Consider the following 22,101-nt stretch of genomic DNA (forward strand, 5'->3'; position numbering starts at 1 on the left):
GTATCTTTTTGTCGAAAAGAGTAAGATGGTTGAAGAGGTGAAAATGATGGAACGGTTACAAAAAGTGATTGCACATGCTGGAATTGCATCACGCCGAAAAGCTGAGGAGCTTATCTTACATGGAAAAGTAAAAGTAAATGGAAAAGTGGTGACAGAGCTTGGCTTAAAGGTAGGTCCTCAAGATAAAATCGAAGTGGAAGGGATTCCGGTCGAGAGAGAAGAGCCTGTATACTATCTTCTTTATAAGCCGCGCGGTGTGATTTCAAGCGTTCAAGATGATAAAGGCCGAAAGGTTGTTACTGACTTTTTCCAGGATATTGATAAACGAATTTATCCCATTGGACGCTTAGATTATGATACATCCGGTATTTTATTATTAACAAACGACGGTGATTTTGCGAACCTTCTGATGCATCCACGCTACGAAATCGAGAAGGTATATGTGGCGAAGGTTAAAGGAATTCCGGCGAGGGCCCAGTTAAAGCAGCTAGAAAAAGGAATTTGGCTTGAGGATGGGATGACCGCACCGGCAAAAGTGAAAATGCTTTCATTGGATAAGCGGAAGAAAACAGCGGTCATTGAGATTCGCATACATGAAGGACGCAATCGTCAAGTGCGCCGCATGTTTGAAGCAATCGGCTGTCCGGTTATGAAATTGAAACGGGAAAGATATGCCTTTCTCGATTTAAAAGGATTGAATCCTGGCGATTATCGCGAACTATCCCCGCATGAAGTGAAGCAGCTGCGCGCCCTTGCGTTATCTGGGAACGGCATTCACAAATAACCGAAAACTTTTCTCATTTGTCACATAACATTCATAGAATTTTCATTATGAATATAGTGAATATTGCTATAATGATAGGTGGAATATCTTTTGCTTAGGAGAGTTAATGTGATGAAAAAGCAGCGACTTGTTTTACGAACCGTGATTTTAATTGTATTGCTAGGAGCGGTTGGGTATACCATCTATTCAAACTTTTTTATGGAAAAAGCAGAGGTCAAGGTTGGTGCAGAGGCTCCTGATTTTGTATTGACAGATTTGCAAGGAAAAAAGCACCGTCTATCTGAATATCGCGGAAAAGGCGTGTTTTTGAATTTTTGGGGCACATGGTGTAAGCCGTGTGAAAAGGAAATGCCTTACATTAACCAGCAGTATGAAAACTTTAAAAAGCAAGGAGTCGAAGTGCTGGCGGTGAATGTAGGGGAGCCGAAATTAAGCGTGCAAAAATTTGTAGACCGGTATCAATTGACATTTCCCGTTGTCATTGACCGTGAGGACCAAGTCATGAACGCTTATGGTATTGACCCGTTGCCAACGACATTTTTAATCGATAAAGACGGAAAAATTACGAAAATTATTACCGGATCCATGACAGAAGAAATGATTAAACAATACATGGAAAGCATTAAACCGTAGGGAGTTTTTGATTATGGAACAAGTAAAATGCGAATGTGGCCACGTTAATCCATATGGTACCGTGTTATGCGAATCTTGCGGAAAGCCGCTGGAGCATACGGCGAAGCCGTTGCTGGATATGCGCTATGAAGGAAGCGCCCGGCGTTCTCAAACCTATAACAAAACAATCGTTGATAAAATTTGGAATTTCTTTTCGTCTGTCAAGGTCGGAGTCTGGCTCATTGTGATAACACTGGTTGCTTCGGCGATTGGCACGATTTTTCCACAAAAAATGTATTTACCGCCTAATGTGACGCCTAGCGAATATTATGAGGACCGATATGGCTGGGCGGGAAAGCTATACTATGAGCTAGGGTTTGATAATTTGTATGGTTCATGGTGGTATATTCTGCTGCTTGCATCCATCGGGGTATCGCTTGTGATCTGTAGCTTAGACCGAGTTGTGCCTCTTTATCGTGCACTAAAAAAGCAGGGGGTGACACGCCATGAATCATTTTTGCGCCGTCAGCGCTTATTTAGCGCAACAAGAATGGAGGACGAATCTTTTTTAGAAACCATCAAGCAGCGTTTGGCGAAGCGGCATTATCATGTCCGCGAAGAAAACGGTAATATTTTGGCAGAAAAAGGCCGATTTTCGCGATGGGGTCCATATGTCAACCATATCGGACTTATCATTTTCTTGATTGGCGCCATGCTTCGTTTTGTACCAGGCATGTATGTGGATGAGGTACTTTGGATTCGCGAGGGAGAAACAAAAGAAATTCCCGGAACAAACGGTCGGTATTTTTTGAAAAATGAAAAATTTATTTTTGAAACATATGAAAAAGGAAAATCCAATCCAGTTTTTAATGAAGCAATTGATCGTGTCGGAAGCGGAATGGTGGCGAAAACCTATCAAACAACTGCGGTGCTATATAAGCGAGTAGGTCCCACTGTGCCCGGTGAAGAACCGAAGCTAAAAAAAGTGAAAGAATATCACATTCGTGTCAACGACCCGCTTAAGTATGACCATTATGCATTGTACCAAGTAGATTTTAAGATGAATGAATTGAACAAAATGTCCTTTGAGCTGATTGACAAGCAAACAGAAACCGTATTTGGAAATCTTTCAATCGATTTAAACAATCCGAAGCCATCCTATGATTTAGGAAAGGGTTATCGGGTGGAGCTGCTCAGCTACTTTCCTGATTTTTATTTTGACAATGATGGCAACCCGGCGACAAAATCGCGAGTTCCTAACAACCCGGCTTTTGTTTTTAAAATGTATGCACCGGACAAGCCAAAAGGAGAGATAAGCTTTGTGGCAATTCGCCAGACGATTGAACCGTTTGGTGATAACAAATACAAAATGGCGTTTGCTGACGTGGAGACAAGAAATGTATCTGCGCTGACGGTACGCCGAGATTTTACTTTATGGATTTTAGGAGTCGGCGGAGCCATTTTTATGATTGGCGTTATTCAGGGAATGTATTGGAATCATCGCCGCATTTGGCTTAAAATCGTTAACGGGGAAGTGTTGCTAGCTGCTCATACCAATAAAAACTGGTTTGGTCTGAAAAATGAAGTGAGAGCGATTATTGAAGGAACGGGATTAATGATGCCGATCGATCAGGCGGAGGAAGAGAAGAAAGAAGCGCAAGGGGGAAAAGGGAATGGCGCAACTAAGTAGTACGTTGCTATATATCGCATTCGTTCTGTATTTAATTGGCACATTTTTTTTCAGTGGAACGATTCGCCATAAAAAAGATCGACCACAAACGAATCGGTGGGCAACGATTGGGATTGTGATTACCATTGTAGGCTTTCTGTCTCAGGTAGGATATTTTATTACGCGATGGATTGCGGCTGGACATGCTCCTGTCAGCAATCTGTTTGAGTTTACTACCTTTTTCGGAATGATGCTTGTCGGCGCATTTATTATCGTTTATTTCATTTATAAAACAAGCATTCTTGGCGTTTTTACACTACCGATTGCTCTTCTTGTGATCGCTTATGCCAGCATGTTTCCGCGGGAAATTACACCGCTGATTCCGGCGCTGCAAAGTGATTGGCTATATATTCATGTCACAACCGCTGCTGCGGGAGAAGCGATATTAGCGATTAGTTTTGCGGCAGGGTTGATTTATTTGATTCGTGTAGTCGATCAGTCCAGACCATCCAAACGGACATTTTGGCTGGAATTTGTGCTATTTTGCTTGATTACGACTCTCGGGTTTGTCGCGGTTTCTAGTGCTTTTGGACTCGCTGATTATGAAGCCAAATTTCAATGGGTTAATAAAAATAAGGAAACGCAAGAAGTGGTGTATCAAATGCCAGCGCTTGTCGGTCCGCATCAATGGACTCTGGAAAAGCAGAGCGCGGATCGTCTAAAGCCGCTTGTGGAAATGCCGGCCATCATTAATGCCAAAAAGCTGAATACTGTCATTTGGTCATTATTTGGCGGTGCAGTGCTTTATTTGCTGCTGCGTCTCCTATTGCGGAAGCGTGTTGCTGCTGCGCTACAGCCATTTGTCAAAAACGTCAATTTAGATTTAACCGATGAGATTGGCTATCGTGCAGTTGCGATTGGATTTCCTGTGTTTACACTTGGAGCGCTGATCTTTGCCATGATTTGGGCGCAAATTGCCTGGACACGTTTCTGGGGATGGGATCCGAAGGAAGTATGGGCGCTGATCACATGGCTCTTTTATGCGGCGTTTTTACACCTGCGCTTATCCAGAGGATGGCATGGGGAAAAATCTGCATGGCTTGCGGTCATCGGTTTTGCGATTATTATGTTTAACCTCATTGCGGTCAATTTGATTATTGCTGGATTGCATTCTTATGCTTGATCATAAGCATCAGCGAAAAAGGGGATCCTCGCAAGGGATCCTTTTTTTCTTGTTTTTGGATAGTGGTTTCGGGACAACATATTATAATTATAGAAGAAACTCCCGTTTATTCATGGTGGTATTGGTCGAAGTGAACTAATCGACATAAATGAATAATGACAACGCTTCAATGGACAGAAAGAATAGGGGGAAAAAAGGGGGCGGAGTCTGTAGTCAGCTCGCATTGATTTTAACCGACACAACTTACCGCGTCGGCATTTGTTCCTAAGTGTTCAGGCGATAGCCGATATCGGTGTTTTCACATACGCTGGCATGACCGAGGACAATCACCGATTGGTTTTAATTAAAAAAATGGCATTATGTTTTTTGGAAGCATCAGCCGCATCTTCTCATGAATGGGGAGTTTGTTCAAGATTTTTTCGCCTGAACATCTTTTGGCTGCTCCAACTGGACAGGTTTGCATTGAGTTGAGTACGGAGAGTGAAGTTGTTTTTTATGGGCGCGTTCGTTACGAGGATTTTCAACCATTGGCTTTTGCAGATGCCATTCGTTCCATCTTTAAGTTGTATTTATATAGATAAAATGGTGCGGTTTTTGTAAAATAGTGAGCAAGGGAGGATGTTCAATATGGATAAACAAATCAAAATTTTAGTTGTTGATGATGAAGAGAGGATTCGCCGTTTGCTAAAGATGTATTTAGAACGTGAGGAGTATGTGATTGAGGAGTCTGATAATGGGGGGGATGCCCTCAAAAAAGCGTTGGAAAATGATTATGATTTAATTTTGCTTGATTTAATGCTGCCGGGTAAGGACGGCGTAGAAGTATGTCGAGAAATACGTGAAAAAAAGGCAACACCGATTATTATGCTGACCGCTAAAGGAGAAGAAGCGAATCGCGTGCAAGGGTTTGAAGCCGGCACGGATGACTATATTGTAAAGCCGTTTAGTCCGCGCGAAGTCGTGCTACGAGTCAAAGCTTTGCTTCGCCGTGCAGCCAATATGACTTATGTCCAAACGGATACAACAGCGAAGGATGTGCTTGTGTTTCCACACTTAACGATTGATAATGATGCCCATCGCGTGACGGCTGATGGAAAAGAAGTCAGCTTGACGCCAAAGGAATATGAGCTGTTGCTATTTTTAGCTAAATCACCTGATAAAGTATTTGATCGCGAGCAGTTGTTAAAGGAAGTGTGGCATTATGAATTTTTTGGCGATTTACGTACAGTAGATACACACATTAAGCGGCTTCGTGAAAAATTGAATAAGGTTTCCCCAGCCGCTGCTAAGATGATTGTCACCGTCTGGGGAGTGGGGTATAAATTTGAGGTTGTGAATGAATGATGTGGTTTTTGCGGAGCGTCGTCGGGAAGCTATGGGCGACTATTTTGCTTCTCGTTTCCTGTGTTTTATTCATTTTAACCATTCTATTATTAAAGTTTTTCGAAACCTACTATGTGCAGGAGGCAGAAAAAGAGCTTACACAGCTAGCCGTCAGAGTATCAGAAGTGATGCAGGAGCATCGGGATGAAGCGCTTGCCCGTTCGATTGCGGCAACCCTAGTGGGAAATACATCCAAAGCAATCATTGTCGCGGATAAAACTCACTATTGGTATTTGCCGGCTAGCTCACAGATCCGTGATTTGCCGATATCATTTGTGGAAGAAGATCAAGAGCTTCGCGAAGTCATCACAAAGCAAAAGCAAGTGAAAAAGAAAACCTATTTGCCTAGTCTTCAAACAAAAGAAGACCGTTATAATGAATGGTTGATTGTGGGCGTGCCTGTTGCTTTGAACGATGGAAAGCACGGCGCCGTGTTTGTTTACCAGTCGCTGAACGCCGTGGAGGATACGACCCAGCAAACGAAAAAGCTCATTTTTCTGGCCGCGTTTATTGCCATTGTCATGACAACCGTATTTGCGTTTTTTTTGTCCACGCGCATTACCGCGCCGCTGCGCAAAATGCGGCAAGCCGCTTTTGAAGTGGCGCGCGGCAAATTTGACACCAAAGTCCCGATTCTAACGCATGATGAAATTGGGGAATTGGCGATGGCGTTTAATCAGATGGGAAGGCGTTTGCAGTTTAATATTAATGCCCTTAATCAAGAAAAAGAGCAGCTGGCTAGTATTTTAAGCAGCATGGCAGATGGGGTCATCACATTCAATCGCGATGGGGAAATTTTAATTACCAATCCGCCCGCTGAGCGTTTTTTGCAGGCTTGGTATTTTGAACAAGGAAATGAAAGTGAAGCCATGGCAGCCTTGCCGCCGCAAGTAAAAGAGCAGTTTGCCCGCGTGGTAAAGGAAGAAACAAGACAGGTGGCAGAGGTGACGCTGCAAGGGCGGACATGGGTGATTTTAATGACGCCGCTTTATAATCAAACCGCTGTTCGTGGAGCCGTAGCGATGCTGCGGGACATGACGGAAGAGCGCCGCTTGGACAAGCTGCGCAAGGATTTTATTGCCAATGTATCACATGAATTGCGCACCCCTATTGCCATGCTACAAGGGTATAGCGAAGCCATCATTGATGACATTGCGGCAACAGATGAAGAGAAAAAAGAAATGGCAAAGGTAATCTATGATGAATCGTTGCGAATGGGGCGACTTGTCAATGATTTATTGGATTTGGCGCGAATGGAAGCCGGACATATTACGCTCAATTATGAAGATGTTCAGCTTCGGCCATACATTGAACGGGTGACTCGCAAATTTCAAGGATTAGCGAAAGAAAAGCAAATTGATTTATCTACAGAGTTTCAGAGTGAAGATTTGCATATAAACATGGATCCGGATCGCATCGAACAAGTATTGACCAATTTGATTGACAATGCCCTTCGCCATACAGAGGAGAACGGCATGGTGAAGGTGGTGGTCGAACAAACGGGAGAAGGGGTATCCATTCATGTGCAGGACTCGGGATCAGGCATTCCTGAGGAGGATTTACCATTTGTATTTGAGCGCTTTTACAAGGCGGATAAGGCACGTACTCGCGGACGTTCTGGCACAGGGCTGGGGCTTGCCATCGCTAAAAATATTATCGAGGCGCATAAAGGTACGATCCATGCTCATAGCAAGCTCGGCGAGGGGACAACGTTTACGTTTACGTTGCCGCTGAACGAAACAAAGGGTGTCTAAAAGCGTTTGAAACATTCGCTTTTCAGACACCCTTTGCACTTACTTGCCGGACGGCAAAGAAACAAAAATGGTGGTTCCTTTTCCTTTCGTTGATTCGACTTTGATGTCGCCGTGATGCATGGAAACAATTTTTTTGACAATTGCAAGTCCTAAGCCATTTCCGCCTTCAGAGCGATTTCGCGAGCGGTCTGCTTTATAAAACCGTTCAAACATATGCATTTTTTCCTCTTCAGACATGCCAATCCCTGTATCGGAGACAGCGACCTGAATCTTTTGCCCGCTTTGAGACACACTGATCGAAAGTTTTCCTTTTTGGGGAGTAAACTTAATGCTGTTATGGAGCAAGTTCATCCATACTTGATCGAGTAAATCTTTGTCCGCCACAATTTCGGTTTTATCGAGCACGATATCGATGTCAATGGCTTTTTCTAGCCACTGCGGCTCGCAAGCAAGCACAATGTTTTTTAGCTGCTGGTCCAGCCGGTATTTTTTCGGTTCAAATGGATGATGCTCTGATTCAAGCGAGGTCAGCTTTAAAAGGTTATCGCTTAATTTCGACAGCCGCTTGCTCTCAGTTTCGATAATATGAAGATAGCGGGCACGCTGTTCGGCGCTGAGCTTGTCATTTTTCAACGCATGGATAAAGCCAATAATAGATGTTAGCGGCGATTGAATTTCGTGAGAGACATTGGAAACAAATTCTTGCCGCAGCTGTTCCATTTCGCTTAATTCTTGGGCCATTCGGTTAATGCTTTCTACAAGCTCATTAAACGGAGAGTGCGGCGAAATGGATTCAAGCCTGATGTTAAAATTTCCGTTGGCAATTTGTTCAAATGATTTTTTCATGGAATGGAAAAATTCTATTTGTTTTGCCCGCCATCCCCCCATTTTCTCAAGAAATTGAACGGCTATTCCGAGAATGAAAAGGCCGATGATAAAATTCATCAGCTCGCGCACATAATTGGACGGGTGGTAATGAAAATGGCGGTACAAGTAATTCGTTAAGAAAAAAGCGATCGTCCAACAAGAAATTAACGAAAAGATCCCGACGAAAAAAACGAAAAAACGCCATATGAAAAGAAAGATGGAAGGACGCTTGTTCACGGCTGCTGCACCTCTAAGCGGTAGCCTAAGCCGCGGACAGTTATGATTTTAAAGCCGCTCTTTTCTTCAGAAAATCGTTCGCGCAGCCGTTTGATATGGACGTCGACGGTTCGTTCATCGCCTTCATAATCGTAGCCCCAAATCTCTTCAATTAATTCCTCTCTTGATAGTGTCCTTCCAGGATAGCTCGCTAGCTTGAATAAAAGCTCAAATTCTTTTTTCGGAATCGTGAGCATAGAATCGTCCCACGTGATCGTGTAAGTTTTCTCATCAAGCAACAGCCTTCCTGCTTGCACTGTGTGCGAATTCGCGATGCGGTAGCGTTTCAACAAGGCTTTAACCCTTGCTATCAGCTCCATTGGTTCAAAAGGCTTGACTAAGTAGTCATCCGCCCCCAGCTCAAACCCCTTCACTTTTTGTGATGTCTCGCCTTTAGCGGTAAGCATTAAAATGGGGATATCGGCAAAATGCCTAAGTTCTTCGCACAATTCCCAGCCGTCCATTACCGGCATCATAATATCGAGAATGGCCAGATCTATTTTGACGGTTTCTAGCAATCGAAGCGCCTGCCGACCGTCAGCCGCTTCATAAGTTTCAAACCCCGCACTTTCAAGCAAAACTTTCAAAAGCTCGCGAATATGATCATCATCATCCACAATCAATAACTTTGTCATACGTTCTCATCCTTTAGCCGTATTTTTTTGCATTTCTTCATGAAGATGCAATTGTTGGATGGCGAATTCTCGATAAAGCGCATGGGTGGCAAACAGCTCTTGATGCGTCCCCATTCCCGTAATCTCGCCTTTTTCCATGAAAATGATTTGATCAGCGTTGATGACCGTCGATAATCGATGGGCAATCACGATCGTCGTTCGTCCTTTCATTAAGTTTTGCAGCGCTTTTTGCACCGCCATTTCCGATTGGCTGTCGAGGTTGGACGTGGCTTCGTCCAATAATAAAATGCGCGGGTTGCGCAGCAGCGCGCGGGCGATGGCGATGCGTTGGCGCTGCCCGCCGGAAAGCTTGATGCCTCTCTCTCCTACCTCTGTTTCATATTTTTGTGGCAATTCTTCAATAAACGGAGAAGCATAGGCCATGTCGGCTGCCCATTTTAATTCTTCGTCACTTACTTGATGATCAAGCCCGTAGCAAATATTGTCACGAATCGTTCCAGCGATAAGCGGACTTTCTTGAGATACATAACCAATTTGCTGGCGCCATGAAGATAAAGAAAGGGCATGAATAGGTTTCTCGCCGAGAAAAATGCTGCCGCTTGTCGGTGTATAATACCGCTCTAAGATGGAAAAGAACGTCGTTTTTCCTGAACCGCTCGGGCCGACGATCGCTGTCACTTTTCCCGGTTCAATCGTAAAGTTTACGTTCTTTAAAACCGGTTCACCGTTTTCATATGAAAACGATAAATGGTTGACATGGATCGGTTCATCAATGCGAGCGACCTCTTCTCCAGACAGATAGTCTTCTTCCTGCTCGCGCAGCGTGGCCATGATGCGTTGTGTGGCTCCCATCGCTTTTTGCAATTGTGTAAAGAAAGTACTGAATGCAGCAAGCGGCATGACCATCTGGAAAAGATATAAAATGTAAGCAACGAGCTCTCCGGCCGTCATTGCCCCTGTAGAAACCCGATATCCGCCAAAGCCGAGAATGACAACAAGCAGAAGCATAAGCACAATTCCCATCAATGGCATGACCATGGCCTGAACTTTTGCTTCCTTCAATCCATAGCGAAATAAATGCGAAATGCCTTTTTTCCCTTTTTCATATTCAAGCTGTTCCGCATTGGATGATTTCACAAGGCGAATTTCTGACAGCACTTGTGTAATAAAAGCAGTAAATTGCGCTGTTTCATCCTGCAGCCTTTTAGAGTTTTTAAACATTTGTCTTCCTAACGGGATCATAATGCTAACGGCTAGTGGAAGCAGAATAAAGATGGTCAACGTCATTTTCCAATCTAAGTACAGCAATAATGCGACAGAGCCGATTATGGAAATAATGCCATTGAAAAAGTTGGCTGTATGCTCTGTGATTAATCCTTTCACAATAGCGGTATCATTTGTAATTCGGCTAACCGTTTCCCCTGTACGATGACGATCATAGTAAGGAATGCTCAAATGCAGCAGCTTCTGCCATACTTGTTCTCTTATTCTTGATACAACCGTTTCTCCTGTATAGTTAATCAAGTAGATGGAGAAGCCTCTAGCGATTGTTTGCGCAATAAAGGCGCCAACAAGCAAAATGATCGTCGTTTTATTTAATGATGAAACGGTGAAGCCGTCGATCATTTTTTTCGTAAATTGCGGAATCGTTAAGCTGACGATGGAAGACGCCACGCTTAAGAATAGCGCAATAATCATGATCATTTTAGACGGCTTCGTTGCTTGAATCATCCGGATAAACGAGCGCCAGTCTGCTTTTTCTTCTAATGATTGCTTTTCCACGATTTGATCACCACTCTTTTTGCCATGATTTTTTATGCTGTCGTGTATGTATTGTACTTGATGTTTATGAACAGAATATGAACTTTGGGACATCATCATAAATATATTATAGCACTCGCAGCGCTTCTTGATCCTGTGACAAGGCACGGAGGCTTCAGCGAAGAATGACGTTTGTAAAAAACTGTATTCGACAGCGTTCTATGATCTGCCTCCATCTGTAAAAAAAAGGATTGTGCTTTTGAATCGGCTATAAATCCATTTTTTATTTTTTCTGTTTATCGGGTCTGGAAAGCAAATGGATGGTATAATGGGATTGTAGGAAAAGAAAAGGGAGGAGATGCTGGATGTTTGGCAAAGTTGCTGCTGATGTTCTCGGATTAAGTGATATCGGCTCTGTCATTAAACCCGAAAATTATGATAAAGTGGACGCAGACGATTATGTGATGCATGAAGATGAAGAAAAGATTTATTTTTTGATTAAGTCCAAATCAGATGAATATTGCTTTACTAACCGAGCGCTTATTCATTTAGATGGGACGAGCGCGACAAGTAAAAAGCGAACGCTGCGCCGTTATGATTACTATAAGCATCCAATTGCCGGCGTATCGCTTGAGACGGCAGGCACGGTCGATTTAGATGTAGAGATTAAATTTACTATCGGATCGGAGCACTATTCGATTGATGTGCATAAAAAGCATCTGGAAGAAGTGAAAGATTTATATAAAGCGCTTTTGAAAATTTCGGAAATTTGCCATGAAAATGAAACAACGCTCGACTTTGCGCGAAAAAGCCTCGATGTTGCCTCCTCTGTGCTAGGGCGTGTTGCCAGCACTCCAAACAGCATTGCTGAACAGTTTAAAGAGCTAAATCAAATCGCGTTCAACTGGCTTGTTGAGACGAAGAAGCAGTATACAGTAAAAGAGTTTGGGGATGTATTTGAACGCTATATTAACAATTAATGGCGATCCAAACGACTCGAATGGCGATAAACTGCTGTTCGAGTCGTTTTTGCGGTAAGTCGGTGGATGTGCTTTCATCACGCCAATGCGTTAAAAAATGAGATCCATATAATATAGAGACGGGAAAAATGGCGAATTCCGTCATTTTTTTGTTGCCAAACAGCCTTTCGTCCTTTAATATTGTAACTGTCAATTGTTCGATTATTTTTTACAATTGTATATCGATGCAGAAGGGTGCCGAAGTGAGCGAATCGCTAGTAGGCTTAATAGGGAATCTGGTGCGAATCCAGAACTGTCCCCGCAACTGTAAATGCTGACGAAATGAAATAACCACTGTGCGGTATTGATGGGCAAGCTGTTGGCCGCATGGGAAGGTTCAAAGTAGGATGAAGCATAAGTCAGTAGACCTGCCCTGACTGCTCGATGTTTCCAATCTTCGGGGGGTGAGATGGCGAAACGGCAAAAGGTGGCTATTATGCTGCCACAACTCTATGGTTTGTCGTTTCTTGCTCATTCCGTCCGGGATGGGCATTTTTTAATTTATATGTGCAGGAGGAGAAACCATGATGAAGCAACTGAGGTATTATACGTGGCTGCTTGTGTTGATGCTGACGTTCGGCCTTCTTGCCGCGTGCGGTAATCAAGAAACAGACAAATCCACTCATTCATCCAATGCGAAGCAAGAAGCAACAGCTGCTTTCCCGGTAACCGTTAAGGACGGATTAGGGGAAGAGGTCACGATTCAGTCCGAACCGAAAAAAATCGTTTCGTTAATTCCGAGCAATACGGAAATTGCCTATGAACTTGGTTTAGGAGAGAAAATTGTTGGCGTCAGTGATTTTGATAACTATCCGGAAGATGTAAAAAACAAAGAAAAAATTGGTGGCATGGAGTTTAACGTGGAGAAAATTATTTCACTCAAGCCTGATTTAGTGCTTGCTCACGCATCGAGTGCCCATAATTCGCGGGACGGCCTGCAGCAGCTGAAGGATGCGGGAATTACAGTGCTTGTTGTGAACGATGCCAAAACATTTGATGATGTTTACCATTCGATCCAATTAATTGGACAAGCAACAGGGACAACGAAAAAAGCCGATCAAATTGTCAACCAGATGAAATCAAAGCTTGAAGCCATCAAGGAAAAAGCAAAAAACGTGAAAAATCCAGTAAAAGTATGGGTGGAAGTGCAGCCGGCGCCACAAATTTATACAGCAGGAAAGGGAACGTTTATCAATGACATGCTGCAAGTGATTTCAGCAGAAAACGTGGCTGGCGATCAAGAAGGATGGCCGATGTTTACGGAAGAAAAAGCGGTAGCGCTCAATCCGGATGTGATTGTTGTCACGTATGGAGACTATGTGAAGGATGCTGTAAAGCAAGTGATGGCACGGCCGGCGTGGAAGGACGTTTCGGCGGTTAAAAATCAACGCGTATATGAGGTGAATTCTGATTTAGTCACAAGATCAGGCCCACGCCTTGTTGAAGGGGTAGAGGAACTTGCCAAAGTCATTTATCCGGAAATCTTTAAATAATATGATTGCCTACATCATCGCTCTTACAGCGGTGGTCGTGTGCATTTTGTTAGGGATATCGATAGGCTCACTATCGATTCCCTTTTCGTCTATTATTGACATTTTTTTAGAGCAATGGTGGGGAATTGCGCCGTCCCCTGACATTCCTGATACGCTTGTGCAAATTGTGATGGCCATCCGCTTGCCGCGCGTTGTTTTAGCGTTTTTAGTCGGCGCTTCCCTTTCGTTGGCGGGAGCGGCGTTTCAAGGATTGCTAAAAAATCCATTGGCTGATCCTTACACGCTCGGAGTATCATCGGGCGCGTCAGTCGGAGCGGTCGTCGTTTTGTTCTTTCATCTGCAATTGCCGTGGTTTGGATCGTTTACATTACCAATCATGAGCATTGCGTTTGGGTTGCTGACTCTTTTTCTCGTTTTGTTTTTTACTCGCGCCGTCGATCCGCGCATGTCAGTGGAAACGATCATTTTAACCGGAATTATTTTCAGCGCATTTTTCAGCGCGTTGATCTCGCTTATGATTGCGCTGACAGGAGAGGAACTGCGGCAAATTATTACTTGGCTGATGGGAAGCGTCGCGATGCGAAGCTGGAAATATGTTGTCATGATGCTTCCGTTTTTTATAATAGGATGTTTGCTGTTATTAGTGAATCACCGCGAGTTAAACGCTTTTGCCTTTGGTGAAGAGGCAGCTGCTCACATAGGTGTCCATGTTGCCAAGCGCAAGCTGGTCATTTTAATCGGCGCTTCCTTATTAACAGGGGCGGCTGTTGCTGTGTCGGGGGCGATTGGCTTTGTGGGCTTGGTCGTTCCTCATATGATTCGTCTTGTTGCGGGACCGAATCATCGCTTGCTTTTACCGCTATCGCTTTTATATGGGGGCGCTTTTTTAGTGCTAGCCGATTTAGCGGCGCGAACCATGATTTCACCGAGTGAATTGCCGATCGGCATCATTACTTCGTTAATTGGTGCACCTTTGTTTGCGGGGTTATTTTTAAATAGAATGAAAAGGAAGACGTGAAAATGATGTTAAACGTTCATGATGTTTCCTATCAATACGGAGAAAAAGCGGTATTACAAAACATTACCTTCACAGTGGAACAAGGGCAATTTTTTGGAATTTTAGGGCCTAACGGCAGCGGCAAAACAACATTATTAAAGCTGTTAAGCAGAGAGCTTTCTTTACAAAAGGGGACCATTACACTGAACGCCGTCCCGCTTGCTTCCTTTTCGTCAAAAGAACTGGCGCGCCTTGTCGCTGTTCTCCCGCAAAGCGCCGATTCAGCATTTGGCTATACCGTCAAAGAAACGGTAGAGTTAGGACGCTATGCCCATCAAACAGGGTTATTTCCAACATGGACAGAGGAGGATGAACAGGCGGTAGCCGAAGCGCTTGAACAAGTGGGGATGGCACATAAAGAACAGGAAACCATCGACCGTTTAAGCGGTGGAGAAAGGCAGCGCGTCTATTTAGCAAGAGCGCTTGCCCAAAAGCCGAGCTTGCTTTTTCTCGATGAACCGACCAACCACATGGATATTGCCCAACAAATCAAACTGCTAGATCAATTAAAAAAATGGACAGAAGAAAATCAGTTAACGGTTGTAGCCATTTTTCATGATATGAATCTGGCTAGCTTATATTGTGACCGGCTTTTGTTGCTTCATGAAGGAAAGATGGCGGGACTCGGCGAACCAAGCGATATGATTGAAGAAAAACAATTAGAAACCGTATTTCAAGCGTCTGTGCGGCGTCAAGCGCATCCCGTTGTGTCCAAGCCGCTTCTCACGTTTGTTCCTCAGACCTATTCCGATACGAGTCAACAGAACGATTCCTTAAGTGCGTTAACGATTGCTCAAGACGATGAACAGATTGTCATTACCACACCGCAGCCTTTTAAAGTGCTGTCATCGGCTGTGGTTGGCGCTGGTTTTCAATGGGCTACACACTTTGTGAATAGACATGTACCGAAGCATTATCGCTGTGATGATCCAGAGGCAGAAATGAAGCAATATTTACAATCCCATTCTTTTGCCGTGCATCGTACCATTGGCATGATGACCGCTGTCTATTTAGAGGATGCCGTATGGATAAAGAGCAGCGAAGAGGAAGTGGCGCTATTCGTGATGGTGACCGCGGGCGTTGGAAATGCGGTGGATGCTGCAAAAGCGTGGGAAAAAAGGGAGAAAGTGGAAGGAATCGGTACGATTAACGTATTTATTTTTATTGATGGCCAATTAAATGAAGCAGCATTTGTACAGGCCATGATGACGACAACGGAAGCGAAAGTGAAAGCGTTATATGATGCACACGTACTTGATCCGGAAACACATACGCTGGCTACTGGCACATCCACTGATTGCATTGCCATTGCCTCATCACAAACAGGACGCTTGTTTGAGTATGCTGGAACGGCTACGCCGCTTGGCAAAGCGATTGGACGTTTTGTGTATGAGGCGACAACGGAAGCGTTGCGCAAATATAAAAAACGGAGAGGCGATGGGAAGTGACCTATCATTTGCTCGCAATGGCTTTAGCGGTCGTCATTGATTTTTTCATCGGTGACCCGCGTTGGTTGCCGCACCCGGTGCGCGGAATGGGCCGATTGATTGCCTGGCTGGATCATCGGCTGAATCGTGGGCGAATGCGGCGAGCAAAAGGGATCGTAACGATTGGAATCGTTGTTGCAGTGGTCTATGGGATCAGTTCGATCATCATATATGAAAGCTACCGCGTTTCCGTTGTATTTGGCATCGTAATCGAAGCATTGCTTATATTTACGACGATTGCCGCCAAAAGTTTAAAGGAGGCAGCGTGGAATGTGATGATTCCGCTTGAACAAGGAGATATAGAAAAGGCAAGAAACGAGCTAAGCATGATTGTTGGCCGCGATACGGAAACGCTGAATGAGCCGGAAATTGTTAGAGCTTGTGTCGAAACGGTGGCTGAAAATACGAGTGATGGAATTACGGCACCGCTTTTTTATGCGCTTGTCGGCGGCGGAGCATTGGCTTTAGTTTATCGCGCTGTTAATACGTGCGATTCTATGCTTGGCTATAAAAATGAGAAATATGGCGATTTTGGCTGGGCATCTGCACGGCTGGATGATGTATTAAATTACATACCAGCTAGGTTGACGGGGATTGTGATGGTGCTTGGAAATAGCCGGCACATTCGCCGCTGCCTTCGTCTGGTGTTGCGCGATGCCCGCAAGCACCCAAGCCCGAATAGCGGCTGGGGCGAAGCTGCCATGGCTGCATTGTTGGGCGTACAGCTAGGAGGAACCAACACTTATCAAGGCGTCATCTCGCAACGTCCGAAAATAGGAGAGGCGCTGGTTGAGCTGAAAAAAGAGCACATTCGCCAAGCTGTTCATGTGATGTTTCGGACGGTTGTCGTATTTCTTGCACTGCTTTTGTTAGGAGGGATGATCGTTGAAGCTGCCGGCACATGGGGCTAATCCGCAGCAATTATATCAAAGCGTCGGTCTCTCTATTCCGGATGAATGGATTGATTTTAGTGTCAATACCAATCCGTTCCCCCTTCCTCTTGCTGTCTGGCCTACACAAACGGAGTTTTATCAATGGGCAATGGAATATCCGGATCCGTCAGCTTCAGAATTGAAGCGCTATCTTGCACGTATGGAGCAGATCGATGTTCAGCAAATACTGCTTGGGAACGGCGCTTCACAATGTATTGATCTTCTGGCGCAATTATTTTCCGGGAAACGAATCGGCGTTGCGGAACCGACATTTTCTGAATATCGCCGCGCTTGTCTTGCCCGCGGCTGTGAGATTGTTTCCATCATGGCTGATGAAGCAAGCCAATGGACGTACAAGCAAGAGGACTGGCTTAAGCTGATCGAACAGACCGATGTTATTTTTTTATGCCAGCCCAATAATCCGACTGGGATCGTGATGGAGCCGCAACAGCTCCGTTGGCTGTTGGAAAAAGCGGAGCAAAAACGGACGGTTGTCGTGATTGATGAGGCGTTTATTCCATTTTGCGAATCTTCTTTTACCGCTATAAAATGGCTGGACTTTTTTCCGCATCTGATCGTGCTTCGTTCCTTAACAAAAATGTATCATTTAGCGGGGGTGCGTGTGGGCTATATCGCAGCTCATCACGAGATCATCAAGCAGCTTGAAGCACTTCATCCGCCATGGAGCATAAGCCAAGTAGCACAGCAGCTCGCTCTGCGCCTGTTGCCAATGAACGAGTTTGTCGTCCATACGAAGCGAATGATCGCGAAGGAACGAGAGAGAGTAACGGCGGCGTTGCGGCAATTGGGCTATTACGTATCACCATCAGCTGTAAATTTTTATTTGTTACGAGCGCCTAGTGGTTCAATGGATCGCTTATTTTATGATTTGCTACAAGAGGGATTCATTCCTCGGCATACAAAAAATTTCATGGGACTCGAGGGCCGCTATTTGCGCTTTGCTGTGAGGAACCAAAGAGAAAATGATCAGCTTCTATCGTTTTTCACGAGGTGGCAGCCATGATGATCTTTATTAGCGGCGGTGTTCGCAGCGGGAAAAGCGGAATTGCGGAGCAATGCATTCAAGCGCTTGCTTCGCGGCAAAATACGGTCCATTATATTGCGACTGCGAAAACAACAGACCAAGAAATGAAGGAGCGCATCATTCATCATCAGCGGCGGCGCTGTCAGCAATCCATCCAGTGGACCACGTGGGAGCAGCCGCTTCATTTACATGAGTTAGCCTTCCAATTCGGGCCGAATGATATCCTTCTTGTTGATTGTTTAACGAATTGGCTTGCGAACGAGTTATTTGATGAAGAGGGGTGGGAAATAGAAGCGGTTTGCTTGCAGAAAGCTGAGAGGATGCTGCGGACTGTTTCACAATTGAGCACTGTTGTGAGAGCGCTTGTCATAGTATCCAATGAACTGTTTTCCGGAGGAGTGCCGCAAGACGCAGGAACCTATCATTTTATGAAAATGCTGGGCTGGCTTCACCAGCGTATTGTCCATAGCGCTGACTATGCGATTCTTGTACACCATGGTGTGCCGATTTTAAAAAAAGGAGAGTGCCTTCCATGGCTGTTAGGGATGGATGGATTTTAGCCTTGCAATTTTTAACCGTTTTTCCATTGCGAAAAGAGGTGAATTGGCAAAGAGATACAGCCCGCTGGTCCGTTCGTTTTTTTCCGGCTGTCGGCTTATTGATTGGTGCAGCTCTGGCCGGCTGGTACCTCCTGTTAAGGTGGACACCGACGTCTTCGTTGTTTTTGGCCCTTTCGCTGCTATTTTTGTCTATTTTTTTATCGGGCGGGCTGCATGCGGACGGTTGGATGGATGTAAGCGATGCGTTTTTTTCGTATCGCGATACAGCTAGGAGACTGGAGATTTTGAAAGATTCACGAGTTGGGGCGTTTGCGGTTTTATCTGTCGTGTTTCTTTTAGCGTTTCGGTTTTTATTTTTATATGAAACAATCGTTTCTGGCATCTCGCCGCTCGTCTTTGTTGTCATTCCGTTTTTTTCGCGAACATTTATGGCGCTTTTGCTGATGGCAGCCCCGCTCGCTAAGCCGACAGGAATGGCAGCCGCGTTCCGTGAGCACGTAACGGGAGCGGATCAAGCGTTTATTCTTTCTTTTTTTGCCCTGACTGTTGCGATATTTGGATGGTTTCAGCCGCATCTGATGTTTGTATTATTGATTGGCGTTGTTCTTTCTTTTTGGATGGCGCGAACATTTTATAAACAGCAGTTTGGCGGTATCACCGGCGACATGCTTGGAGCGTTTGTAGAGGGAACGGAGGCATGGCTATGGTTTATCATCTGGCTCTTACATTTCTTCGCCATGGAATGACAAAAGCAAATAAAGAGAAACGCTATATTGGTTTTACGGATGTGCCGCTCGCTTTAGAAGAGCAGGCACGTCTCCAAGCACGAGATCCTCGCGCTTATCCTCGCGCGAAGGTCGTGGTGACAAGCGATTTGTTGCGCTGTCGGCAAACATGCGCCCTGCTGTTTGGCGAGGAAGACGTGCTAGTTCGGGAAATGAGTGACTGGCGTGAAATTAATTTTGGAGATTGGGAAGGAAAAACGTTTGCTGAGTTGAAAGAAGTAAAAGAGTATCAGCGCTGGATTCAAAGTCCTTTTTCCATTGCCCCGCCCAATGGCGAGCATTATCGAGATTTTGGTCGGCGAATGGAGCAAGCCTTGGACAAAACACTCGAACTCGCTTGCCATACAAAATCGTCTCATCTTGTTGTCATTACACATGGGGGACCGATTCGCTATGTATTGGAGCGATATGCTTCATTAGAACGTCCATTTTGGGAATGGTCGATCCCGTTTGGCGGCGGTTTTATGCTGCAATCGACAGTCGAGCGATGGAAGGAGCGAAAACGATGCATTTCGTTAGTGGAGGTGCCTTTCAAGGAAAACGGAAATGGGTGTGCGACTATTATCAATTAAATGAAAAAGTGTGGTACCGTTGGTGCAATGGGTATAAAGGCGATTATTTTTTTCCGGAGGAAGAGATGGAGAATGTTGTCGTGTTTGAAGGGATGGAAGCATTGATTTGGCGCTTGCCAGATCGCGAACATTGGGCAATGTTTTTTCAGTCGTGGCATCAATGGGAGCAAAATAAGCCGGGAAGAAATGTGGTATGGATCGGTTGTGACATCACTCAAGGAATTGTGCCGCTTACAGAAGAAGAACGGAACTGGCGTGATGTAACGGGTTGGTGCTACCAAGAGCTGACAAGCAGATGCAGTCGTGTCGATCGCTTGTGGTGTGGTTTGGCCGAACGAATCAAATAAGGGGAGGAAAATCAAGATGAAATTGTATACAAGAAAGGGAGACAAAGGGAAAACAAGTTTAATAGGCGGACGCGTAGACAAAGACCATTTGCGTGTAGAAGCCTACGGAACATTAGACGAAGTGAATTCATTAGTAGGACAAGCCATGACACTGCTTGAAGAAGAGAAGTTTCAAGATATTTATAGCGAATTGCAAAAGATCCAACATGAACTGTTTGATTGCGGTGGTGATTTAGCCATTGTGAATCAAAAGCTTCCATATAAAGTGAAAGCAGAAATGGTCACCTTTTTAGAGCAAAGAATTGATGAATATATTAAAGAAGCGCCACCGCTTGAAAAATTTATTTTGCCGGGCGGTTCCAAAGCGGCTGCAGCCATTCATGTGGCACGGACGGTGACGAGACGAGCAGAACGTTGCATCGTGTCACTGAGCAAGGCGGAGCCGATCAATGAAATTGTTTTGCAATATGTGAATCGTCTTTCTGATTACTTTTTTGCAGCCGCTCGCGTGGTGAATGCAAGACTAAACGTGAATGACATTGAATATGAACGAAGCGCGATCGTTTTTCGTGATAAAGGAGAGCAATAAGCGATATGGGAAACCTTCATTTGAAACAGTTTGCCGCTTTGATTTTATGCATCAGTCTATCTGTCGTTGGCGCCTTATTAAAATTCCCCACTCATCTTGGCAGCATTGCTCTTGATAGCGCACCAGCGCTTGTGGCTGGTGTGCTGCTCGGCAAAAAGGAAGGAGCGCTTGTAGCTGCCGTTGGCCACCTTTTATCAGCCTGGTTTGCGGGTTTTCAGTTAGGGGCTTTTCACGGGCTGATTGCATTGGAAATGGCTGTGCTTGTTTATATATTTAGTTTACTGTTTCACAAGGGCTGGAGAAAAACAGCACATGCTGCTTTTTTTATCGGCAACGTAGTTCTTGCGCCGCTTCCGCTTATTTTCAGCTTTGGGGGGATGTTTATCGTCGCTGTTTTGCCGGCTCTTGCTATTGCCACCGCATTGAATGCTGCTATCTGCTTTATTGTAGCGCCGGTGCTGCTAAAAACCAACATATTGGATCGTGGGAAGATGCACAATGCGTGATGTATTGTTCTTGCCGCTATACGAAAATGAAGAGCTTGTTATTGCTGCCGACGGTTCTGCTGCGATCGGCCTAAAAGAGCTGGATCTTGTTTGCGCATCATATGAGACAGTCAGCTATTTTGCCGCGCGTGTGGCATTGATGGAAGCGTTATGCGTCGGCGCCGAACCCCTAGCTGCCGTTTTGCAAAATTTTAATGGTGATGAATCATGGGGGGCTCTTTGTGCAGGAGTTCGCCAGGCTTTGCTGGAGCTTAGCCTCTCCTTGCCGCTTGTCGGAAGCACTGAATCGAACTTTACCACACAGCAATCTGCGTTTGGCATTACGGTGGTTGGCAAGGTGCAAAACAAGCAAAAGCGAATGGGCATAACACCTCGCCATGCCAAATTCGCCGTCATTGGCGAGCCGCTTGTTGGCGATGAGGTGTTGAAGAAACAAGATCGTCTGCTTCCGCTGCCATTATTTCGTCAACTATTATCAAGATCGGAAATTTTTGAGCTTGTGCCAATCGGGTCAAAGGGAATTTGGTATGAGCTGCAACAGCTGTTAAACGATAATGGGCTGACAGCGTCAAGCTGCTACTGCCCTTTGCCGCTGCATGCTTCAGCGGGTCCAGCTACTTCGCTGTTGATTAGTTTTCAGCCGGAGATGGAGGAAGCTATTCGGAAAATGACAAATCGCTACTTTTTTCCTATTGAGATTGTTCAATAAAAAGGAAGAATATCTGTCATGTTCTTCCTTTTTTTATTGTAAAATTTTTAGGGAGCCTGTAACGAAACGGATAATT

The 22,101-nt window shown here is 44.8% G+C and carries 22 protein-coding genes and 1 riboswitch; of the genes, 19 read left to right on the plus strand and 3 right to left on the minus strand.

What is annotated here, in order from left to right; all coding sequences use genetic code 11:
- Positions 1 to 46: 46 nt before the first annotated feature.
- The 6 genes from rluB (at position 47) to GFC28_RS00405 (ending at position 7,385) form a co-directional block, all read left to right on the plus strand.
- Positions 47 to 784, plus strand: a complete 738-nt coding sequence (gene rluB, locus GFC28_RS00380; RefSeq protein ID WP_044742191.1) for a 23S rRNA pseudouridine(2605) synthase RluB — start codon at positions 47 to 49, stop codon at positions 782 to 784.
- Positions 785 to 895: 111 nt separating this feature from the next.
- Positions 896 to 1,417 carry a thiol-disulfide oxidoreductase ResA gene (resA, locus tag GFC28_RS00385; RefSeq protein WP_044742192.1) on the plus strand — a complete coding sequence of 174 codons (522 nt, stop codon included), beginning with the start codon at positions 896 to 898 and terminating at the stop codon, positions 1,415 to 1,417.
- A 13-nt stretch (positions 1,418 to 1,430) separates the two neighbouring features.
- The gene (gene resB, locus GFC28_RS00390; RefSeq protein ID WP_044742193.1) at positions 1,431 to 3,086 is read left to right on the plus strand and encodes a cytochrome c biogenesis protein ResB; all 1,656 of its coding nucleotides are present in this window, start codon (positions 1,431 to 1,433) and stop codon (positions 3,084 to 3,086) included.
- Positions 3,070 to 4,248, plus strand: a complete 1,179-nt coding sequence (gene ccsB, locus GFC28_RS00395; RefSeq protein ID WP_044742194.1) for a c-type cytochrome biogenesis protein CcsB — start codon at positions 3,070 to 3,072, stop codon at positions 4,246 to 4,248. Before resB ends, ccsB begins: the two co-directional genes overlap by 17 nt.
- A 627-nt stretch (positions 4,249 to 4,875) precedes the next feature.
- Positions 4,876 to 5,592 carry a response regulator transcription factor gene (locus GFC28_RS00400; RefSeq protein WP_044742195.1) on the plus strand — a complete coding sequence of 239 codons (717 nt, stop codon included), beginning with the start codon at positions 4,876 to 4,878 and terminating at the stop codon, positions 5,590 to 5,592.
- On the plus strand, positions 5,592 to 7,385 hold the full coding sequence (locus tag GFC28_RS00405; protein ID WP_082063550.1) for an ATP-binding protein: 1,794 nt from the start codon (positions 5,592 to 5,594) through the stop codon (positions 7,383 to 7,385). Before GFC28_RS00400 ends, GFC28_RS00405 begins: the two co-directional genes overlap by 1 nt.
- A 39-nt stretch (positions 7,386 to 7,424) precedes the next feature.
- On the opposite strand, the gene GFC28_RS00410 is transcribed toward GFC28_RS00405, so the two are convergent.
- The 3 genes from GFC28_RS00410 to GFC28_RS00420 are packed head-to-tail and all read right to left on the minus strand — an operon-like array spanning position 7,425 to position 10,894.
- Positions 7,425 to 8,489: a sensor histidine kinase gene (locus GFC28_RS00410; protein WP_082063528.1), complete on the minus strand. Its 1,065-nt coding sequence runs from the start codon at positions 8,487 to 8,489 to the stop codon at positions 7,425 to 7,427.
- Positions 8,486 to 9,163 carry a response regulator transcription factor gene (locus tag GFC28_RS00415; RefSeq protein ID WP_044742197.1) on the minus strand — a complete coding sequence of 226 codons (678 nt, stop codon included), beginning with the start codon at positions 9,161 to 9,163 and terminating at the stop codon, positions 8,486 to 8,488. Before GFC28_RS00415 ends, GFC28_RS00410 begins: the two co-directional genes overlap by 4 nt.
- Positions 9,164 to 9,169: 6 nt before the next feature.
- On the minus strand, positions 9,170 to 10,894 hold the full coding sequence (locus tag GFC28_RS00420; protein ID WP_172798668.1) for an ABC transporter ATP-binding protein: 1,725 nt from the start codon (positions 10,892 to 10,894) through the stop codon (positions 9,170 to 9,172).
- A gap of 395 nt (positions 10,895 to 11,289) precedes the next feature.
- On the opposite strand from GFC28_RS00420, the gene GFC28_RS00425 reads away from it, so the two are divergent.
- From GFC28_RS00425 to GFC28_RS00485, 13 genes are all read left to right on the plus strand, one after another.
- The gene (locus tag GFC28_RS00425) at positions 11,290 to 11,904 is read left to right on the plus strand and encodes a PH domain-containing protein (RefSeq protein ID WP_044742199.1); all 615 of its coding nucleotides are present in this window, start codon (positions 11,290 to 11,292) and stop codon (positions 11,902 to 11,904) included.
- A 215-nt stretch (positions 11,905 to 12,119) separates the two neighbouring features.
- A riboswitch (cobalamin riboswitch) is annotated at positions 12,120 to 12,333 on the plus strand.
- A gap of 137 nt (positions 12,334 to 12,470) precedes the next feature.
- Complete coding sequence (locus GFC28_RS00430; RefSeq protein ID WP_044742313.1) at positions 12,471 to 13,436, plus strand: ABC transporter substrate-binding protein; 966 nt, start codon at positions 12,471 to 12,473, stop codon at positions 13,434 to 13,436.
- Positions 13,402 to 14,454, plus strand: coding sequence for a FecCD family ABC transporter permease (locus GFC28_RS00435; protein WP_044742200.1), 1,053 nt, complete (start codon positions 13,402 to 13,404; stop codon positions 14,452 to 14,454). Before GFC28_RS00430 ends, GFC28_RS00435 begins: the two co-directional genes overlap by 35 nt.
- Positions 14,455 to 14,456: 2 nt before the next feature.
- Positions 14,457 to 15,941, plus strand: coding sequence for an adenosylcobinamide amidohydrolase (locus GFC28_RS00440; RefSeq protein ID WP_044742201.1), 1,485 nt, complete (start codon positions 14,457 to 14,459; stop codon positions 15,939 to 15,941).
- A 17-nt stretch (positions 15,942 to 15,958) separates the two neighbouring features.
- Positions 15,959 to 16,891 (plus strand): adenosylcobinamide-phosphate synthase CbiB, encoded by a 933-nt coding sequence (cbiB, locus tag GFC28_RS00445; protein ID WP_044742314.1) that lies wholly within the window; start codon positions 15,959 to 15,961, stop codon positions 16,889 to 16,891.
- Positions 16,866 to 17,936 (plus strand): threonine-phosphate decarboxylase CobD, encoded by a 1,071-nt coding sequence (gene cobD, locus GFC28_RS00450; protein ID WP_044742202.1) that lies wholly within the window; start codon positions 16,866 to 16,868, stop codon positions 17,934 to 17,936. Before cbiB ends, cobD begins: the two co-directional genes overlap by 26 nt.
- Positions 17,933 to 18,517, plus strand: a complete 585-nt coding sequence (locus GFC28_RS00455; RefSeq protein WP_044742203.1) for a bifunctional adenosylcobinamide kinase/adenosylcobinamide-phosphate guanylyltransferase — start codon at positions 17,933 to 17,935, stop codon at positions 18,515 to 18,517. The genes cobD and GFC28_RS00455 overlap by 4 nt, the downstream gene beginning before the upstream one ends.
- Positions 18,490 to 19,263, plus strand: a complete 774-nt coding sequence (locus tag GFC28_RS00460; RefSeq protein WP_044742204.1) for an adenosylcobinamide-GDP ribazoletransferase — start codon at positions 18,490 to 18,492, stop codon at positions 19,261 to 19,263. Before GFC28_RS00455 ends, GFC28_RS00460 begins: the two co-directional genes overlap by 28 nt.
- Positions 19,221 to 19,874 carry a histidine phosphatase family protein gene (locus GFC28_RS00465; RefSeq protein ID WP_044742205.1) on the plus strand — a complete coding sequence of 218 codons (654 nt, stop codon included), beginning with the start codon at positions 19,221 to 19,223 and terminating at the stop codon, positions 19,872 to 19,874. Before GFC28_RS00460 ends, GFC28_RS00465 begins: the two co-directional genes overlap by 43 nt.
- Positions 19,808 to 20,221 (plus strand): bifunctional adenosylcobinamide kinase/adenosylcobinamide-phosphate guanylyltransferase, encoded by a 414-nt coding sequence (locus tag GFC28_RS00470; protein ID WP_044742206.1) that lies wholly within the window; start codon positions 19,808 to 19,810, stop codon positions 20,219 to 20,221. Before GFC28_RS00465 ends, GFC28_RS00470 begins: the two co-directional genes overlap by 67 nt.
- Positions 20,222 to 20,237: 16 nt before the next feature.
- The gene (locus GFC28_RS00475) at positions 20,238 to 20,810 is read left to right on the plus strand and encodes a cob(I)yrinic acid a,c-diamide adenosyltransferase (RefSeq protein WP_044742207.1); all 573 of its coding nucleotides are present in this window, start codon (positions 20,238 to 20,240) and stop codon (positions 20,808 to 20,810) included.
- 5 nt (positions 20,811 to 20,815) lie between these two features.
- Positions 20,816 to 21,316, plus strand: coding sequence for an ECF transporter S component (locus GFC28_RS00480; RefSeq protein ID WP_044742208.1), 501 nt, complete (start codon positions 20,816 to 20,818; stop codon positions 21,314 to 21,316).
- Complete coding sequence (locus GFC28_RS00485) at positions 21,309 to 22,025, plus strand: hypothetical protein (protein WP_044742209.1); 717 nt, start codon at positions 21,309 to 21,311, stop codon at positions 22,023 to 22,025. Before GFC28_RS00480 ends, GFC28_RS00485 begins: the two co-directional genes overlap by 8 nt.
- Positions 22,026 to 22,101 lie beyond the last annotated feature (76 nt).

Origin of the sequence: Anoxybacillus sp. B2M1 (assembly GCF_001634265.1) — a bacterium.
Lineage (GTDB): Bacteria > Bacillota > Bacilli > Bacillales > Anoxybacillaceae > Anoxybacteroides > Anoxybacteroides rupiense.

Coding starts and splice junctions, on each gene's coding strand:
- rluB (WP_044742191.1), top strand. CDS start 47: ATGGAACGGTTACAAAAAGTGATTGCACATGCTGGAATTGCATCACGC.
- resA (WP_044742192.1), top strand. CDS start 896: ATGAAAAAGCAGCGACTTGTTTTACGAACCGTGATTTTAATTGTATTG.
- resB (WP_044742193.1), top strand. CDS start 1,431: ATGGAACAAGTAAAATGCGAATGTGGCCACGTTAATCCATATGGTACC.
- ccsB (WP_044742194.1), top strand. CDS start 3,070: ATGGCGCAACTAAGTAGTACGTTGCTATATATCGCATTCGTTCTGTAT.
- GFC28_RS00400 (WP_044742195.1), top strand. CDS start 4,876: ATGGATAAACAAATCAAAATTTTAGTTGTTGATGATGAAGAGAGGATT.
- GFC28_RS00405 (WP_082063550.1), top strand. CDS start 5,592: ATGTGGTTTTTGCGGAGCGTCGTCGGGAAGCTATGGGCGACTATTTTG.
- GFC28_RS00415 (WP_044742197.1), bottom strand. CDS start 9,163: ATGACAAAGTTATTGATTGTGGATGATGATGATCATATTCGCGAGCTT.
- GFC28_RS00420 (WP_172798668.1), bottom strand. CDS start 10,894: ATGATTCAAGCAACGAAGCCGTCTAAAATGATCATGATTATTGCGCTA.
- GFC28_RS00425 (WP_044742199.1), top strand. CDS start 11,290: ATGTTTGGCAAAGTTGCTGCTGATGTTCTCGGATTAAGTGATATCGGC.
- GFC28_RS00430 (WP_044742313.1), top strand. CDS start 12,471: ATGAAGCAACTGAGGTATTATACGTGGCTGCTTGTGTTGATGCTGACG.
- GFC28_RS00440 (WP_044742201.1), top strand. CDS start 14,457: ATGATGTTAAACGTTCATGATGTTTCCTATCAATACGGAGAAAAAGCG.
- cbiB (WP_044742314.1), top strand. CDS start 15,959: ATGGCTTTAGCGGTCGTCATTGATTTTTTCATCGGTGACCCGCGTTGG.
- GFC28_RS00455 (WP_044742203.1), top strand. CDS start 17,933: ATGATGATCTTTATTAGCGGCGGTGTTCGCAGCGGGAAAAGCGGAATT.
- GFC28_RS00460 (WP_044742204.1), top strand. CDS start 18,490: ATGGCTGTTAGGGATGGATGGATTTTAGCCTTGCAATTTTTAACCGTT.
- GFC28_RS00465 (WP_044742205.1), top strand. CDS start 19,221: ATGGTTTATCATCTGGCTCTTACATTTCTTCGCCATGGAATGACAAAA.
- GFC28_RS00470 (WP_044742206.1), top strand. CDS start 19,808: ATGCATTTCGTTAGTGGAGGTGCCTTTCAAGGAAAACGGAAATGGGTG.
- GFC28_RS00475 (WP_044742207.1), top strand. CDS start 20,238: ATGAAATTGTATACAAGAAAGGGAGACAAAGGGAAAACAAGTTTAATA.
- GFC28_RS00480 (WP_044742208.1), top strand. CDS start 20,816: ATGGGAAACCTTCATTTGAAACAGTTTGCCGCTTTGATTTTATGCATC.
- GFC28_RS00485 (WP_044742209.1), top strand. CDS start 21,309: ATGCGTGATGTATTGTTCTTGCCGCTATACGAAAATGAAGAGCTTGTT.